Source organism: Ohtaekwangia koreensis (assembly GCF_900167975.1).
Lineage (GTDB): Bacteria > Bacteroidota > Bacteroidia > Cytophagales > Cyclobacteriaceae > Ohtaekwangia > Ohtaekwangia koreensis.
In genome coordinates this window covers 2,505,486-2,523,598 of the sequence record NZ_FUZU01000001.1, presented here as the reverse complement: position 1 = coordinate 2,523,598, position 18,113 = coordinate 2,505,486, and the positions used below count along the sequence as shown (strand labels likewise).

The 18,113-nt window shown below is 42.3% G+C and carries 13 protein-coding genes; 8 read left to right on the top strand and 5 right to left on the bottom strand.

The window, feature by feature from the left end:
- Positions 1 to 149: 149 nt before the first annotated feature.
- On the bottom strand, positions 150 to 1,478 hold the full coding sequence (xylA, locus tag B5Y40_RS10160) for a xylose isomerase (RefSeq protein WP_079686559.1): 1,329 nt from the start codon (positions 1,476 to 1,478) through the stop codon (positions 150 to 152).
- A gap of 125 nt (positions 1,479 to 1,603) precedes the next feature.
- Positions 1,604 to 3,097, bottom strand: coding sequence for a xylulokinase (locus B5Y40_RS10155; RefSeq protein ID WP_079686558.1), 1,494 nt, complete (start codon positions 3,095 to 3,097; stop codon positions 1,604 to 1,606).
- Between the two features lie 197 nt (positions 3,098 to 3,294).
- Between B5Y40_RS10155 and B5Y40_RS10150 the strand changes: the two genes are divergently transcribed.
- Both B5Y40_RS10150 and B5Y40_RS10145 read left to right on the top strand, forming a co-directional pair.
- Positions 3,295 to 3,987, top strand: coding sequence for an NUDIX hydrolase (locus B5Y40_RS10150; protein WP_079686557.1), 693 nt, complete (start codon positions 3,295 to 3,297; stop codon positions 3,985 to 3,987).
- A gap of 275 nt (positions 3,988 to 4,262) precedes the next feature.
- Positions 4,263 to 4,784 (top strand): YfiR family protein, encoded by a 522-nt coding sequence (locus B5Y40_RS10145; protein WP_079686556.1) that lies wholly within the window; start codon positions 4,263 to 4,265, stop codon positions 4,782 to 4,784.
- Between the two features lie 80 nt (positions 4,785 to 4,864).
- Here the strand turns inward: B5Y40_RS10145 and B5Y40_RS10140 are convergent, their stop codons facing one another.
- Both B5Y40_RS10140 and B5Y40_RS10135 read right to left on the bottom strand, forming a co-directional pair.
- The gene (locus B5Y40_RS10140; RefSeq protein WP_079687150.1) at positions 4,865 to 7,231 is read right to left on the bottom strand and encodes a TonB-dependent receptor; all 2,367 of its coding nucleotides are present in this window, start codon (positions 7,229 to 7,231) and stop codon (positions 4,865 to 4,867) included.
- A 285-nt stretch (positions 7,232 to 7,516) separates the two neighbouring features.
- Entirely contained in the window at positions 7,517 to 8,449 is a 933-nt protein-coding gene (locus B5Y40_RS10135) for a LytR/AlgR family response regulator transcription factor (protein WP_079686555.1), read from the bottom strand.
- 232 nt (positions 8,450 to 8,681) lie between these two features.
- On the opposite strand from B5Y40_RS10135, the gene B5Y40_RS10125 reads away from it, so the two are divergent.
- The 5 genes from B5Y40_RS10125 (at position 8,682) to B5Y40_RS10105 (ending at position 14,245) form a co-directional block, all read left to right on the top strand.
- Complete coding sequence (locus tag B5Y40_RS10125) at positions 8,682 to 9,461, top strand: DNA-formamidopyrimidine glycosylase family protein (protein WP_079686553.1); 780 nt, start codon at positions 8,682 to 8,684, stop codon at positions 9,459 to 9,461.
- Positions 9,462 to 9,649: 188 nt separating this feature from the next.
- Positions 9,650 to 12,016: an ABC transporter permease gene (locus tag B5Y40_RS10120; RefSeq protein WP_143785683.1), complete on the top strand. Its 2,367-nt coding sequence runs from the start codon at positions 9,650 to 9,652 to the stop codon at positions 12,014 to 12,016.
- Between the two features lie 412 nt (positions 12,017 to 12,428).
- Positions 12,429 to 12,836, top strand: coding sequence for a VOC family protein (locus B5Y40_RS10115; protein ID WP_079686551.1), 408 nt, complete (start codon positions 12,429 to 12,431; stop codon positions 12,834 to 12,836).
- 84 nt (positions 12,837 to 12,920) lie between these two features.
- Positions 12,921 to 13,403: a DUF1801 domain-containing protein gene (locus B5Y40_RS10110; protein ID WP_079686550.1), complete on the top strand. Its 483-nt coding sequence runs from the start codon at positions 12,921 to 12,923 to the stop codon at positions 13,401 to 13,403.
- Positions 13,404 to 13,513: 110 nt separating this feature from the next.
- Complete coding sequence (locus B5Y40_RS10105) at positions 13,514 to 14,245, top strand: SDR family oxidoreductase (protein ID WP_079686549.1); 732 nt, start codon at positions 13,514 to 13,516, stop codon at positions 14,243 to 14,245.
- Positions 14,246 to 14,348: 103 nt separating this feature from the next.
- Here B5Y40_RS10105 and B5Y40_RS10100 read toward each other — a convergent pair whose 3' ends face one another.
- Positions 14,349 to 16,691, bottom strand: coding sequence for a glycoside hydrolase family 3 N-terminal domain-containing protein (locus tag B5Y40_RS10100; protein WP_079686548.1), 2,343 nt, complete (start codon positions 16,689 to 16,691; stop codon positions 14,349 to 14,351).
- A gap of 139 nt (positions 16,692 to 16,830) precedes the next feature.
- Here B5Y40_RS10100 and B5Y40_RS10095 point away from each other — a divergent pair, with 139 nt between their 5' ends.
- The gene (locus B5Y40_RS10095) at positions 16,831 to 18,063 is read left to right on the top strand and encodes an MFS transporter (protein ID WP_079686547.1); all 1,233 of its coding nucleotides are present in this window, start codon (positions 16,831 to 16,833) and stop codon (positions 18,061 to 18,063) included.
- The last annotated feature ends 50 nt before the right edge of the window (positions 18,064 to 18,113 follow it).

Sequence of the window (18,113 nt, the reverse complement as noted above, 5' to 3'; positions counted from 1 at the left end):
GATGAGCAATCCAAAAAGATTTCGCAGTTTGACAGATCCATACAGTTTAAAGGATCTGCGAGTGCTGAGTACACAAAAAAATCTCCCGCAGATTTTAATAGACGATTGCCGATACAGGCCATCCATCTATAGTCTGCGGGAGGAAAATGTTAAATAAATTTATTCAACAGGTTCTCATAGTATTCTTGTTTACCGCTGATTTGTGCAGGCTCACCATTTTTGTGAGCAAGTGTAACCAGTTCTTCCAATCCTACTTTACCTTGATTAAATAATTTTCCTTTACCTGAATCAAATGATGCATAGCGTTCTTTACGAAGTTTGCTATAGGTGCCATCATCCAATATAGCTTGTGCTGCTAACAACCCACGCGCAAATGAATCCATACCACCGATGTGTGCATGGAATATATCCACCAGGTCCGTTGAGTTTCTTCTGGTCTTCGCATCGAAGTTTACACCACCGTTTTTAAAACCACCGGCTTGTAAAATAACCAGCATCGCTTCTGTTAACTCATATAGGTTGTTCGGAAACTGATCTGTATCCCAACCGTTTTGATTATCACCGCGGTTAGCATCTATACTTCCAAGTACACCTGAGTTTGCAGCAACCTGAAGCTCATGATCGAATGTATGTTGTGCTAGTGTAGCATGGTTTACTTCGATGTTCAATTTGAAATCGTCCATCAAATCAAATTCACGAAGGAAAGCTATACATGTAGCAGAGTCAAAATCATATTGATGCTTAGAAGGCTCCATCGGCTTAGGCTCGATCAGGAATGTACCTTTAAAACCTTGTGCACGCGCGTAGTCTTTAGAAGCGTGCAGGAAGCGCGCGAGATTTTCAATCTCACGTTTCATGTCCGTGTTCAGCAAAGACATATATCCTTCACGTCCACCCCAGAACACATAATTAGAACCACCCAATTCGATGGTAGCATCCAACGCATTTTTCACTTGTGTAGCAGCATAACATACTACATTGAAATCAGGATTAGTAGCAGCACCATTCATATAGCGAGGATTCGAAAACAGGTTCGCTGTTCCCCACAGTAATTTTACACCTGACGCTTTTTGTTTCTTCTTGGCATATTCAGTGATCTTCTCGATACGCTCAGACGACTCTTTCAACGTAGCACCTTCTTCTACCAGGTCGAAATCGTGAAAGCAATAAAAAGGAGCACCAATCTTCGTGATGAATTCGAAGGCTGCATCCATTTTATTATAGGCGCGTTGCATAGCATCGTCACCTTCATTCCATGCGAAATTTTTTGTTCCAGGTCCGAATGGATCTCCACCTGTTCCGCAGAATGTATGCCAGTACGCTATAGCAAAACGGAAGTGTTCCTCCATTGTCTTTTTGCCTACTTTTTGTTTAGCATCATAAAATTTGAATGCCAGAGGGTTGTCTGATTCTTTACCTTCATACTTCACCTGGCCAATGCCTTTGAAGTATTCCTTGTCTCCGAGTGTAAGTTTCATTTGTTTAATTTATTAAGATCCTACTTATTGAAATATATCCGTTATTGTCTCAATCTGTTCAATATATAGTCATGGATTTTATCCAGTCTTTCATGAAAAGATTCATCTTGAAAGCTACGTATTTTTCAAAGCTGCCCTTCCAATAATTTTAACCAGCCGCTATAGGCTTCCTTATAGGCAGAGGATTTTGCTGCATCAGGTTCTTCTGATTTAATAATCTTCAATCCTTTAAAAGCTTCTTCGAACGAACCATATATACCGGCACCAACACCGGCCCCCAGTGCCGCACCTTTCGAACCATCGGTATCATACAACTCTAATCGGGCACCGATCGTATTCACAAAAGCTTCACGGAACAGCGGACTCAGAAACATATTCGCGTTTCCTGCACGAATCACATTGGTCTTTAATCCCATCCCTTGTAAAACATCGAAACCATATTTCAGCGCAAATACAATTCCTTCCTGTGCAGCTCTGAACATATGAGCCTGTGAGTGACGATTAAAATTCAAGCCATAAACCGAGCTGTTGATATTCTTATCTTCCAACACACGTTCTGCACCATTACCAAAAGGAAGCACCGTTAATCCCTCTGATCCTATAGGAGCTTCTGAGGCTATTGTATTGATAGCATCATATCCATAAGGCTCACCGGTGCTTTTTAAATTCTTGCGCAGCCAGCTGTTGAGAATACCCGTACCGTTAATACACAATAATACTCCATTGCTTTTCGAAGGACGCTTGTCATTGACGTGAATAAATGTATTCACACGTGACTTTTGATCAAATGCGTTCTTATCGGTTACACTATATATAACGCCAGAAGTACCTGCTGTTGCAGCAGTCTCGCCTGGGTTCAACACATTTAAAGAGAATGCATTGTTAGGTTGATCGCCCGCGCGATAACTCACCGGTGTACCTTCTTTCAATCCCAACAGCGATGCTATATCTTTTTTCACTTTACCCTGCACAGAAAATGTAGGGGCTTGTGTTGCCAGTAAATCCGGAGATATACCATAAAGCTCTAACAATTTCTTCGAAGGCGACTCCGCTTCATAATCCCAAAACATACCTTCCGATAAACCGGAAGCAGTCGTAACAATATCTCCGGTCAAACGCATTGCCAGGTAATCTCCGGGGAGCATTACTTTATGAATACGTTCAAACACTTTTGGTTCATTGTCTTTTACCCACTTAAGCTTGGAGGCTGTAAAGTTGCCAGGTGAATTCAATAAATGTCGTAGTGAATAATCAGCACCCAGTTGTTGAAAAGCTTGCTTACCAATTTCAACGGCACGGCTATCGCACCAAATGATCGAAGGACGCAATGCTTTCTGATCTTTATCAACGCATACAAGACCGTGCATCTGGTACGAAATACCAATAGCGGCAATATCAGCACCATTGATACTTGATTTCTTTAAACAGCTCTGTAACGCTTTGACGGCATGCTCCCACCACATCTCAGGGTCTTGCTCTGCCCAGCCAGCCTGCACCGCCAGCATCGGCATTTCCTCTGACGGAGATTGAGCAGATGCAGCCGTTTGCCCGGTACTCACATCGATCAACGAGGCTTTTACTGAAGAACTTCCGAGGTCATATCCCAACAGGTATTTCATATTTCTTATATAGATAAATAGGTCAAAAAAGGAGTACAAGCACGTGCAGCCAGGCACTTTTAAAGAAAAAGAAAATCGGCCAATACTCCATGAAGTGAATGTTCAATCGGTTGAAAGTCGGGTAAAGATATAACTTATAGTACATTTGACTACAAGTGTGCTGAAATTATTTTCTATCTTCCCGGCTGATACGACTTATGGCAAAAGATTTTCCGGATGCAGTGATTGATGCGCTTTCGATTGACTGTCTGATCTTCGGTTTTAAAAAAAGCGAACTCGATGTTCTGCTCGTACAACACGGTGAAGGGATCAGCAAAGGCAAGTGGGCGTTACCGGGGGGATGGATTAAATATAATGAGAGTTCGGATGATGCTGCCGCGCGCATTCTCCACGACCTCACAGGGGTATCTAAAATTTACCTGGAGCAACTTCGTGCCTTCGGTAATGTAAATCGTTACCCTTCCAAACGTGTAATCACCATCGCTTACTACGCATTAGTGAAACCGGAAAACTATACCCTTGATCCCGGCTTCACAGCTTCTGATGTAAAGTGGTTTAAGATTGGTGACATTCCAGAATTACCATACGATCACAAGGATATACTTGAAGCAGGCTTATCCCACCTAAAACATAAAGTACGGCATGAGCCCATCGGGTTTAATCTGCTGCCAAAGAAATTTACGCTGCTACAATTACAAGAACTATACGAAGCTATACTGAACAAGAAACTCGACAAGCCTAACTTCAGGCGCAAGCTGATGAAAATGAATTTACTAGTACCCTGCGAAGAAAAACAAAAAGACGTATCGCACCGCGCCGCAAGTTTATATAGGTTTGATAAAAAGATCTATGATAAGCTTACGGAGAAAGGGTTTACGTTTGAGCTTTAATTATGAAATATCCAACGGATGTTAGCCATAGCACGTCAAAAAATTAACCGCTTTAAAAGGCCGAGCACTAATATAGCATCACTTATACTGTGGTATTATAATTAACATTCAGGCTGTGCCTATTGTTAGGTAAAGCATCTTATAGTTAACACGGTCTATAGCTCATTCTAAAATTATCATTCGATTATACCACTATTTTAAAAGTCACGAAGTAAAACTGGGGTATTTCACAACAGGTCACTTTAGGTTATCATTGAGATGAATTATTTAAATAGATGTTACCTAAAATGGTTTTCAGGTGTATACTAGTAGTCTCACTTGTACTATTCACACAACTCACTGCATCTTCGCAGATCACCATTCATCGGTCGTATGCGTTGTTTGTGCAGAGTTTTGCCAAGTATAGTTCGTGGCCAAATTTTACCGGTGATTTCAAAGTGATGGTACTCGGTGAAACACCTGCCTTCGATGAATTACAAAAAAGCATGGAAGGCAAATCTTTCGGAGGCGTTGTAGCACGCATTATCAAAGTAAGTGATGTGTCTAACGTGGCTGATGCTTGTATCATATACCTTGCCGATGAAAAAAGTGATCTGTTACCAGAGCTGGTAAAAGCAACCGATGGCAAACCAATATTAATCATTACCGAACGTCAGCTGCTTCACCAGGGAGGTGCGGGCATCAGCTTTACTATGGTCGATAACAGGCTCCGATACGACATGAATGGCAAAGATCTACAGAAGAGAAACCTGAAGACCGCGATGCAGATTGTTACGCTCGCACACGAGGTTTTGTAAAATTCTGGTTAACATACTTACCGGCTACTGCACCAATCTATACCTCATCCTGTTCGTAGCCGGCATACCCCTATACTGTATCAAAATGTAAACCGAACATACGGAACCGGAAAGAATGATTGCTGGTATTGCGTTACCACCGAGTTCGTACGTGCATTATACGATTGCATAAAAATGTTTTCGTTGTTGGTCAGGTTTTGCAAGTCGAGGGCAACTTCAAGTGTACTGCGTTTATATTCTTTGCGATATGAAAAACGAAGGTCAGCCCGGAAGTACGGATCTTGCCTTTCACTGAATGCTTCGCTTTCTTTATATATAGTCCTTCCATATAGCTGAGAATTCGCGATATCAATCGGTGTGAGCCGCTTCCCTCCTATGGTGGTAAGTTTCAGGTTAACAGAAAAGAAATTTCGGGCCTTACCAATACGCCACTCCTTGCCTGCCAGCGCATTCAATACATACTGTGTGTTGAATGCAGTATTTCTGCTGATACCATCACTGCCTTTATACTTTGAATCAAACAAAGATGTCGTGATTAAAAAATAATATCCTTTGCTGAAGAAGCGTTCAAGCGTCAACTCTATACCATAGTTACGGCCCGAGCCTTTGTTTACAAGACTATCTTCATCTTCTATAGCAAAACTTACACCAGTGTTAAGCGCAGAAAAAGATGAGCGCTCTCTTTCAACGGGTACATTCGATAATGTCTGGTAATATCCCTCTGCCTTCAATCGTAGATTCTCAGATATATTCCAATCATATGTGAGTACATAATGCTGACTGGTGGTGAAGTCGAGGTTTTTATTTGTCAGCAAAAGTTCGCCGGTTGATGTCTTCGTCTGTATAAAACTTGTTGTGATATTCTGGGCCTGGTTATGAATTCCATATCCTACACTTAGGGATTGATTCGTGTTGATTATATACTGGAGACTAACCCGCGGCTCCAGCGCCCATTGCTCATTCAAGCTATAATATTGTACATGTGCACCAGCATTCAGAACAAGCTGTTGGCTGAACCGGTGTTTCCAACTACTAAAAAATTGATATCGTGTAGCCTCATCCTTCACATCTAACCGAACGGTGTCACTGTTTAGGTTGGCATATACATCCCGATTGAAAAGGTCGAATTGTGTAGCATCAATATAAAAGCCGGAGGTAACACTATTGCGCGCGTTGAATTTAGTGCGCGTATAAAAATTAAAAGAATACTTCTGTGTATTCATATCGCCTTCTGCACGAAGGTGTCGGGCGATCACTTCGCTTTCATTGTTGCGCACGAGTGAATCTGAATCAAAGCTTTCACTGGTAGCACTTGCCCCTGCCGTAAAACGTAGATACGTATTGGCTATACTCTTTTCATAACTCACGCCCGCCACACCAGTTCTGTATTGCGTATAGGAATCACGATTTTCAGTACCATACAGATTGTCATTTTTATCAAGATCAGCTTCACTTCCAAGAAGATCAACCGAGCTCATCCCGCCAATACCAAATATAGTCCACTTCCCTCCGTTGGAAGTTGGCAAGCTTACTTTGAAATTCAAGTCCTGGTAGGAAGGTGTGTTGGACCCGGTTCCGAATTCTATACCGAGTGTCTGAAATAATCCCAGGGTAGAGTATCTATAGTTTGCTATATATGAAGCTCCCGATTTTTTTGAGAATGGACCTTCCGCACCGAATTCAAATCCATTGAACCCTACTTGTCCTAAGAGTTCCCGTTTTTCATTATTGCCATCGCGCAGCCGAAGGTCGAATACCCCGGCTGTTGCATTTCCATACTGTGACGGAAAGGCACTGGTCATGAAATCTGATTTATCGAGGTTGTTATTATTTAATATACTTACGGGACCTCCTGTGCTCACAAGGGCACCGAAGTGATTTGGATTCGGAATATTCAATCCTTCAAGCTGCCACAACATCCCGGTAGGTGAATTCCCCCGCACAACGATGTCATTACGTGAATCATTTCCTCCCACAACGCCTGCAAAATTAGCGGCCATCCGCGAAGGATCTCCTATAGCCCCCGCATATCGCTTCGTGTCGTCTACATTAAACGAACGAGCGCTTACAACTGCTATATCATTGTTGGTAGCGGTTTTATCATTCTTGACATTGTCCATGATAACGACCTCATTCAATTGATTTACACTTTCCGTAAGGCTAAAGGTCAGTACAACTTCCTTTCCTGCGGTAACGATAACATTTGCAATGGTCTGCTCTTCGTATCCTATATAGGTAACTCTGATCGTATGCCTGCCTACGGGAACGTTGTCAATACGAAATCTTCCTTCTGAATCGGTTGTACTTCCATATACTTTATCATCGGAGCTTACAATGAGAAGGCTTACGCCGATAAGCGCGGTGTTACTCACACCATCAACAACTTTCCCGCGTATAGTTTGTGTGGACTGCGCAGCGAGCTCGGACAGTGCGCATGTAAGAAGCATAACCATGCTTGTCAACAATCGAAGGGATGCGTGTATTCTCATAAGTACTATAAGGATATCGTGAACATGATGATGAAAAAATTCTCACTGCGCAAAGAAGTTTTTGGCAGGATTATACCTGCCAGGTGGATGAGCATTGCATTCATAAGTGTTTAGTTTGTTTGCTTCCCTAACGGGAATGAAGCTTGCACAGAGGTATAGATATACCGGAATGTAGTGAGTGGAATATGCTAAGGTACGAGAAACAAGCCCGTGTTATCAATAACTATAATTTGAGGTGAATGACTAGTTCAATTCAAATACATTTCGGAGCTGGCCAATTTTTTCAATGACTTCTTTTCCTTTTGCGCGCGATACCGGTACCGAGAAATTGGTATCCTTGATTCCCAGCTTATAGCCGTTGGCATTACCCGTAACGTGATCTATAGCATTGATGTTAACAATAAAAGACCGGTGACAACGAATGGCAAAATAATTATCGAGCTGACTTTCCATGTTTTTAAGGTTGATCCGTAGCATCTTTTTTTCTACACCCTCACCATTCTTCCAATATATTGTAGAGTAATTATCACTTGCTTCCACATACAAAAGTTCGGAGAGCGGCAGACTGAGGGTTTCCCGCGTATCGGAATAAATGGTGACTATATTTGATTTCGTATGTGTTGGATCTTCCTTTAACAACCGGATTCTTTCAAGTTCACGATTGGCCATGACAGCACTGCGAAGGTTTTCCTGCAGCATTTGATTCCGCAAAACCAGTGTTGCAAGGGCAATGGGAATAATTCCATTGGTGAAAACACCCGAATAAACCTTATACATCTTTTCTATTAGCGTGACCTCGGGATGAAAATTAAAGACGTGCAAGGCAATAGCTGTGGCTATACCATCAACGAAAAGTTGCCAAAGCGTAAACAGAATATATTTACCCACCGTCCAGTTGGATACCTCAAAGAGTGCCGGAAATAATCGAGGCAAAAGAACAATGTTTGCAAACAGGACAATGAAGGTAACGCTGCCTATCAGAATAACTTTCTGCGGGTTATACGGCTGAAACACCAACATAAAGACCACCAGGAAAATACTCATGCCTGCGGGGATTAGAGTATTCTTACGATCATCGTTGAGGTAATAAGGGAATGGTGATTTTAATGTTTCAACAAAGTGTGCCCAGACACGAAAAGTAAAACCTGGTGTGGTTTGTGAAATAAATGCTTTCATAGCGGATTGGGGTAAATCGTTGCCTTCACGTGGTAAAAGTAAAAAAGGTTTCGCAAGGGGTAAACTGAAAGGTCACTATAGCTATAGGGCTGGGGCAAATAACTGGTAAATGGGACGAATATCTGTGTATTAAATGCTGTCGCGGCATCTTGCATGTCACCACACTTGCTAGTACTTTCGCCCAACGCCATGGGCAGGAATACATTTATAGAGATCATTTGATAAACCGAGTATGCCAGAATTACCAGACCTCCAAGCATTCAGTATAAATCTTCAGAAGAAGCTGCACAATAAAAAAGTGAAGGATGTAAATCTTTTGTTTGCCAAAAAATCAAACGCTCCCGAGGCGAAACTCAAAAAAGCACTGGACAAGCAGGCACTGGCGGAAGTATACCGTGACGGTAAAGAGCTTTATTTCAAATTCAAGAATGATGATATTCTCCGGTTGCACCTGATGCTGCGAGGCAAGCTATATTTGGTTGAACATGAAGAAGAACCCAAACATAGCATCCTCGAAATTCTGTTCGATGAAGATATTAAGCTGGTATTAACTGACTTTCAGAAAGCAGCAACCATCACGCTTAATCCTGAACCGAGCGATGTCCCGGATGCCATGTCACCTGAAGTTGACGCTGATTTTTTAAAAGGAATTCTGAGTAAGAAAAAAGCGATCATTAAAAATGTATTGCTCGATCAGCACAATATAAAAGGTATAGGAAATGCATACGCTGACGAAATTTTGTGGGACGCAAAAATATCTCCCATGTCTGTCAGCAACAAAATTCCGGACAACGCGATCAAGCGATTAGCAAAGTCTATTAAGTCTGTTTTGAAAAATGCGGAGAAACAGATTCTCAAAAAAGATCCCGACATCATCAGTGGTGAAATCAGAGATTTCCTGGACATCCACAATTCAAAGAAAACGCATAGCCCTACCGGTGGAAAAATTATTTCACAAACGGTGAATTCCCGGATAACGTACTATACAGAGGAACAGGAATTATTTGAATAGCATCTTTTAATTATCGCCCGCATCCGGACATCTGCGTTCACTAATGATCTGGCCTTTGATAACCAAATCTTTCTAATTGTGCTTTAAAGCCATAATTGCTATATGGCATTGATATTGAAATCGTGGTTGCCGTTGCACAATGTGTAACGAACAAACGCATTTCAAATCAGATCACATCAACGCCTTATATGCTGAAGAATTATTTCAAAATCGCTTTACGAAACTTACTTCGAAATTCTGTTTACTCCGTCATCAATATCTCTGGTCTTTCCATTGGCATTGCATGTACCATTCTGATTTTACTATGGGTATACGATGAAGTAACCTACGATCGCTTTCAGCCGAAGTATGACAATCTATACCAGGCGTGGATTAAATCGCACTTCGATGGTACAATCAGTTCCTGGACATCTGGTCCGCAGCCGTTGGCAGAAGGAATCAAAAATGCAGATACGCACGTCAGGAATACTGTGCTTGTAGACTGGGGTGGAGAACATTTACTGCGCGTAGGTGATAACCGTATCGTGAAGCAAGGACACTTCGTTGGTAAGGCATTCCTGGAAATGTTTCAGTTTGAATTGATAAAAGGCGATGCCGCTACTGTACTCGATGACCCTACCTCTATAGTATTAACCGAATCTGCAGCCAAGGCGTTGTTTGGCGATCAGGATCCGATCAATCAACTCGTGAATGTTAGCAACTTTGCTGATCTCAAGGTTACTGGTATATTAAAAGATATACCCCGCAATTCGAGTTTCGAATTTGAATGTCTTATTCCATGGGATCACAATAAGAAATATGCAGAATGGATAAAAGAGACTGAGAACACCTGGGGTGAATATTCATTCCAGACATTTGTTGAGCTTGCGCCGGGTACACCTTCCGAAAATGTTGATAAAAGTATCAGCGATATACTTACCAAGAATGGTGAAGATGAAATGAAGCGCGAAGTGTTTCTATACCCGATGAGTCGCTGGCGACTTCACAGTAGTTTTAAGAATGGTATTGAGGAAGGTGGTTTGATTGATTATGTAACCGGCTTCACTGCAATTGCTGCGTTCATTATGATCATTGCTTGTATCAACTTCATGAATCTCTCTACGGCACGTTCGGAGCGCAGAGCACGCGAAGTAGGCATACGTAAAAGTGTTGGTTCAAGGAGAAAAGAAATTGTCGCGCAGTTTTTAGGTGAGTCTGTCCTGTTGTCTATGTTCGCGTTACTACTGGCAATTGTTTTGGTAGAGATAGCTTTACCATTCTATAATACATTGGTGCAGAAAAAGCTTACACTCGACTTTACTTCTCCCCTGTTCTGGATTTTATCTGTATCACTTGTATTATTTACCGGCTTGCTGTCGGGAAGTTATCCTGCTTTCTATCTTTCATCGTTTCAACCTGCAGCAGTATTAAAAGGAAAAATCACGGTTGGAAAAACGGGCGTTACCCCCAGAAAGATTTTAGTGACATTACAGTTTGGCTTCTCTATAATATTGATCTCTTCAACACTCATTATACAACAACAGATAAGCCATATCAAAGATCGTGAGCTTGGCTACCAGCAGAACAAATTAATGATGGTAGACTGCACGGCTGATCTTGAGAAAAATTATAAGGCAGTTAAGAATGAATTGCTGAACGGAAATATCGCTACATCTGTAACCAAATCACAAAGTCCGGTCACCGCTATATTTTCCAACAACTTTGTAGGCTGGCCCGGGAAACCTGAAGACTTAAAAGTACTGTTCACAACGCTACGGGTAGACTACGACTATAATAAAACGATGGGAACAAAAATTACAGAAGGACGTGATTTTTCAGAAGAGCATAAAAGTGATACCGCTGCTGTGATTTTAAACCAGGCTGCCATTGAAGTCATGGGATTAAAAGATCCAATTGGAACACAACTCGATATATGGGGTGACAAATTTGAAGTTATCGGTATAACTGAAAACGTATTGATGGGAAGTCTTTTTCAGGAAGTAAAACCATCGTTCACTGTACTCCGTACTGAATCAGCAAACTTTATTACGATTCGCTTACCGGATAGCAAAACTATACCGGAATCTGTAAAGGAAGTCGAGAAGGTTACTACTAAGTATAATCCTGCCTATCCATTCGACTATACATTTGCCGATACTGAATTTGCCAAAAAATTTACAGAGATCAATTTGATCAGTGACCTGTCCAATATATTTGCTTTCCTCGCAATCTTCATCACAGGTCTTGGTTTGTTTGGGTTAGCTGCCTTTACAGCAGAGCAACGTACCAAGGAGATTGGGATTCGTAAAGTACTCGGCGCAACGCTGAGTGGAATTGTTGTACTCATCTCGAAAGATTTTTCGCGCATGGTGATCATTGCCTTTTTGATTGCGGCTCCTCTTGCATGGTGGATGATGAACGAATTCCTGGAACGCTATAGCTATAGGATCGAAGTTCCGCTGTGGGTATTACTTGCTTCGGGAGCAATAGCGTTGCTATTCGCCCTGGTCATTGTGAGCACACAAGCGCTTCGTGCAGGAAGAAGAAACCCTGCACAGTCCCTGCGAAATGAATAGTTCAGAACTCATCTACGATTGCCATTCAAAGATGTGCTCGTGATTGATGATCATGAACTTCGACTACGGGCTCAATACTATACTATATAATCGCTTCTATCAGCAGCAACCCAACGTGTTGCTGCCGATATACTCTGCTATTCCTGAAACAGAGTAGCGGTATACAAACAATCGCTGTTGCTATATAAATGTTTCAACGGCTTAAATACCTTCTACTATTTTACAGACGGATATAGTAATCTGAAATAAAATTCGTTCATTAATAGTGACGTTGAACTACAGTCAACAGCACATCGATTAACGGACGCTGCATGCAACCCGATAATTGTCGCAACCAGCCCTATTGATTGTCGCATTTCGCGCAACGTTGTTTTCGTTATTGACTATATGTTTGTACTTTAAATCTTATTCCATGGCAACCAAGATCTTCGTAAACCTCCCGGTGAAAGACCTCGATAAAACCATTGAGTTCTTTTCTAAAATTGGCTTCACCTTCGATCCTCAATTCACAGATCAGAATGCAACGTGCATGGTGGTTGGCGAAGATATATTCATCATGTTGCTGGTGAGGGAATTCTTCAAAACATTTACCAGGAAAGATGTAGTCGATGCCACACGCAGTACCGAAACGATCTTAACCCTTTCAGCAGACACGCGTGAAAAAGTAGATGACCTCGTAAACAAAGCACTCCAGGCTGGCGCTACATCTCCCAATGATCCTCAAGACCAGGGATGGATGTACGGACGCAGCTTTTATGATCTGGATGGCCACCATTGGGAAATCATGTACATGGATCCAAATAGTCTTGCACAAAACTAGGTATATACGATAATCGATAACAGATATATCTTTATTCTCCAATGGGTAAAGATATATTATACACAAGCTTCTCTATCAAACCACATGGCAAAAAAAGCAGCAAGTAAAGCAGCAAAAACAGTCAAAAAATCAATACAGAAACCTGCGAAGAAAACAGCAAAAAAAGTAGCTGCAAAGACTACCAAAGTATCGAACAAAGACATCAATGATACTCCGAAAGTAAATGTCTTTCTGAAAGACCTCAAGCATCCGTTGAAACCGGAATTGGAAGCGTTGAGAAGTATCATCATGAATGCGAACAGTAAGCTTTCTGAACGGATAAAATGGAATGCACCGAGTTTCTTCTATAAGGAAGACATGGCCGCTTTTAATATGCGATCACAAACTTATATCCTGATCGTATTTATATTCTACAACGGTGCCATGATTGATGACAACACCGGTTTACTGGAAGGTGACTACAAAGACAGGCGCCTTGCTAAGTTCTTTAGCATGGAAGATGTACTGGCTAAAAAAGCTACATTGGAAAAAGTAGTCAATCAATGGGTAAGGTTGATCGAGCAATAGCGTAACCGCTGTGCAAAAAAACTGAAGTGCTCACCTTTTTTACGGAAGCCTTCACCAGAGTTTACCATCAGCGTTAAAGCAATTTTGTGTCATTGAAAACGAAAAATACAATGACAACAAACAAAAAAATTGCTCTCATCACGGGTGGTAACAAAGGCCTGGGATTTGAAATCGCCCGTCAGCTCGGTCAACAAAATATTACGGTCCTGATTACTTCACGGGATAGGAAGAAAGGTGAAGAAGCTATCAACGAATTGGAAAAAGAAAGTATAGATGCTCACCTGGTGACTATGGATGTAACCGATGAAACCTCTATTCACCAGGCAAGACTCAGCGTTGAAAAAGAATTTGGCGTCCTGGATATACTCATTAACAATGCCGGTATAGGGATTGATGTCGGTATACCGGCCAGTGAAGTTCCGCTGGAAATTATTAAGCAAACATATAATACAAATGTATTTGGTGCGATTGCTACCATTCAGCAATTTTTACCACTCCTCAAAAAATCAACAGCAGGAAGAATCGTGAATGTATCCAGTGGCCTGGGCTCTATCACGCAAAATACCGATCCGCACTATATATACTATGTGCATAAACCACTCGGGTATAATACCTCGAAGGCAGCGTTGAATGCCGTGACCGTTATGTTTGCTCATGAACTTCGCCTCACTCCGATCAAAATAAATTCTGCCGATCCGGGTTTCTGTGCAACAGACCTCAATGATAACACCGGACCAAGAACCAGAAGTCAAGGTGCATCTATTTCGGTAAAACTCGCTACGCTTCCTGATGATGGCCCAACGGGAGGATTTTTCGATGACAATGGCAGAGTAAACTGGTAATTGGTGATGGGTAATGGTCAGGTATATTTCATAGATATATACCTGATCATTCTATAAATATATCTTTAATCCCGAAAGACTACAGCATTCACACGTTAACATGCTATCGGTTAACCGTTAACAATACGTGCTTCAAATCCTGGTCGCGTGATGAATTCCCCACCATAATATCAAACTCACCGGGTTCGGTTGTCCACGCCATGTTTATATCATAGAAGGAAAATTTCTCAGGAGCAATGGTAAACTTCACTGTTTTTTGCTGACCTGGCAAAAGCATAATGCGTTTAAAATCCTTTAGTTCTTTTACCGGGCGTGTTACAGAGCTTACTTTATCGCGGATATAAAGTTGTACAACTTCATCGCCCGCTATAGTACCTGTATTTTGTACAGCAACAGATACCTGAACACTATCACCGATTTTTATAGCAGCATTCGATAAAACCGGTGCACTTACTTCAAATGTAGTATAGCTCAATCCATAGCCAAACGCATAGAGCGGACTCACATCATCAAACAAATATCCTCTGCGTGCCGCAGGTTTATAATTATAGTATGCGGGTACATGCCCTACCGAACGCGGGAATGTAATCGGGAGTTTGCCTCCTGGGTTGTAGTCTCCGAAAAGGACATCGGCTACCGCATTACCGGTTTCTTGTCCAATATACCAGCACTCAAATATAGCAGGCACCTTCTTCACGAGATTGTTAAACGACAACGGACTTCCGTTGAAAACAAATGCAATCACAGGTTTACCGGTTGCCACCATGGCGTCAATCAATTCATCCTGACGGCCAACCAGATCAAGCGTTGTGCGATCACCCATGTGCTCCTTGCTCCAGGCCTCCCGTGATACCTGCTCATTTTGTCCTATTGCTAAAACAATCACATCTGCGGTGCGTGCCAACGCTACAGCTTCTTTGATTTGCCTGCGGTCTTCTTCTACAGTAGGCACTGCTACTTTATCCTGACTCCAGCCACTGGTAGTGGTGATCTTGCAACCTTCACTATAGGATACTTTAATTTTATCTCCTGCCTTTTGTTTAATACCATCAAACACTGTTGTATAGAAAGTCGGCTCACCGCTATATCCTCCGAGCAAGATCCGGTTTGCATTCGGACCGATCACCGCTATATGTTTTACTTTATCCCGCGCCAGCGGAGCAACCTTATTGTCATTCTTTAATAAAGTGATCGTCTGCAGAGCAGCTTCATGTGCCAGCTTGCGATTCTCTTCGCTTCCTATAAATGCTTTTGCTTTATCCGGATCAACATACGGATTCTCAAATAATCCCATACGGAATTTATACTCCAGCATCTTTACCACCAGCTCATCGATCAATGACTCTGCTATAATTTTATGTTGTACCAATGAATCGAGGTTTCGGAAACAATCGATCTCCGGTAACTCTATATTTACTCCTGCCTCGATGGTAAGCTTTGCAGCTTCATCACCATTTGCAGCAACGGAATTTCCAAACAAGCCTTCACGATCTGCAAGCTCACGCACGGCATAGTAATCAGATACTACATATCCGTTAAAACCCATTTCACCACGCAGTATATCACGAAGCATCCATTTATTAGCATGCGATGGAACACCGTCCACTTCATTATAGGAGGCCATCAGACTTCCCGGCTGAGCACGCTGAACAACTTGCTTGAAAGGATAAAAGAAAACTTCACGCAGTACACGTTCTGAAATATTTGCCGGTGCTATATTATTACCCGCCTCAGGCCAGCCATGACCAGCCATGTGTTTCAACGTAGCCACTACACGCTCACCACTTTTAAAAGAGCCATCACCCTGAAAACCCTTTACGGCAGCAACTCCCATCTCGCCTGCCAGATAAGGATCTTCTCCATACGTTTCTTCTACCCGCCCCCAACGCGGATCACGCGCTACATCTACCACCGGAGACAGTGCCTGGTGTGTACCGCGAAGTCGCGCCTCTTTGGCCACTAACGTAAATATATTCTCGACCAACGCAGGATTAAATGTAGCCGCGAGTCCTATAGGTTGAGGAAAACTCGTAGCACCTTTTGCCGCATGGCCGTGTAAACATTCCTCATGATAAAAAACCGGAATTCCGAGGCGTGTTTCCTCGACAAAATATTTCTGAATAGCGTTTGTTAATACGGCCGTCTGGTATGCATCAAGTCCACCTTTTGTATCACTGGGGCGACCCACCTGACCGAGACCATTCTTAAAATTCTTCCGCGCCTTTTCAACATCGAAATGACCGGCTGTATCGAGCAGGAATTTTGCTTTATCGTTCCATACACAATGCATCTGCGCCACTTTTTCCTGTAGCGTCATGCGGCTCAAAAGATCTTTAGCGCGCTCTTCAGCAGAGAGTTCGGGGTTCTTGTAAGCAGGTTCTCCGGATTGCTCTTTGGAACAGGCAATGATTCCAATCACTAAAAAGACGAAGAGGGTCAGGCGCATATTATAGTCATTAAGACCATAAGTTTACAAGTTTTATCGTACATTGCAATCGATGTAAAATAATTATTACCAAACAAATAGTGTTGCAGGATAAAAATTTTCCATTCATATTCATGCCTTCGAACTTAAACCTATCTACATGGAACAAACTATAGATCGCTCTCGGCTCTTTTGGGCAAGCTGTCTCGCTCTTCTGGTAACATCCCTATCTTTCGGTATCCGCGCGGGTATCCTGTCAGAGCTTGGCACTACATTTCAATTGAATGGCGCCGAGTTAGGAATTATTACCGCTACAGCATTCTGGGGATTTCCACTCGCTGTAATCATTGGTGGTATGGTGGTGGATATCATCGGCATGAAACGATTGCTTCTCATTGCCTTTGTATTTCACTTGCTCGGTATAGTACTTACTGTTTTTGCTACCGGATACTGGTCATTATTTATTTCAACGTTATTGATTGGTATAGCCAACGGTACGGTAGAAGCTGCGTGTAACCCACTGGTTGCAACCATCTATTCAGAAAATAAAACAACCAAACTCAATCACTTCCATCTCTGGTTCCCGGGAGGTATCGTGATCGGTACATTGATAGCATTCTTCTTCACCAAGATAGGATGGGGATGGCAGATCCAGGTTGCTACCATGATCATCCCCACACTTCTTTACGGATACTTCTTCTCTAAACTGAAGTTCCCGGTAACAGAACGTGTGGCCTCTGGGGTTTCAACCGGTGAGATGTATAAATCTTTATTTAGTCCGCTGTTCATCTTTATGATCATCTGTATGTTTGGAACAGCCATCACAGAATTGTTTACAGGTCAGTGGATCGATGTTCTTCTGAAAAGTGTAACGGATAACGCGATTCTGATCTTGACGCTTACAACGGGCGTAATGGTGGTAGGCCGTGGATTGGCTGAACCGGTGGTACATCGCTTTTCTCCACAAGGTGTATTGCTGATCTCTTCCGTTCTGTCGGTACTGGGACTATATCTATTAGGCCATACATCGGGCAACATGATCTTCGTAGGTGCTCTGATATTCGGGATGGGTGTTTGCTACTTCTGGCCAACCATGATCGGCTTTGTTGCAGAGAACCTTCCAAAGACTGGTGCAGTAGGATTAAACTTAATGGGCGGTGCCGGTATGTTTGCCGTATCCCTATACCTCATCTTTATGGGCGGATACTATAACAATCTTGTAGAAAGCAAATTGCCTGCTGGCGTTTCTGAAGCTGAAAAAGCCACGCTGTTAATTGAAGCCAAAAAAGCTGCGGGTCCGGAGATTATTAATATCACATTAGTGATTCCAATCATCCTCGTAGTAGCTTTCACCGGACTGGTGATCTATATGAAAAACAGAAAGAAGGCCTAACATATATACTGATATGTACAAGAAGAGGATGGACTAAAACCATCCTCTTT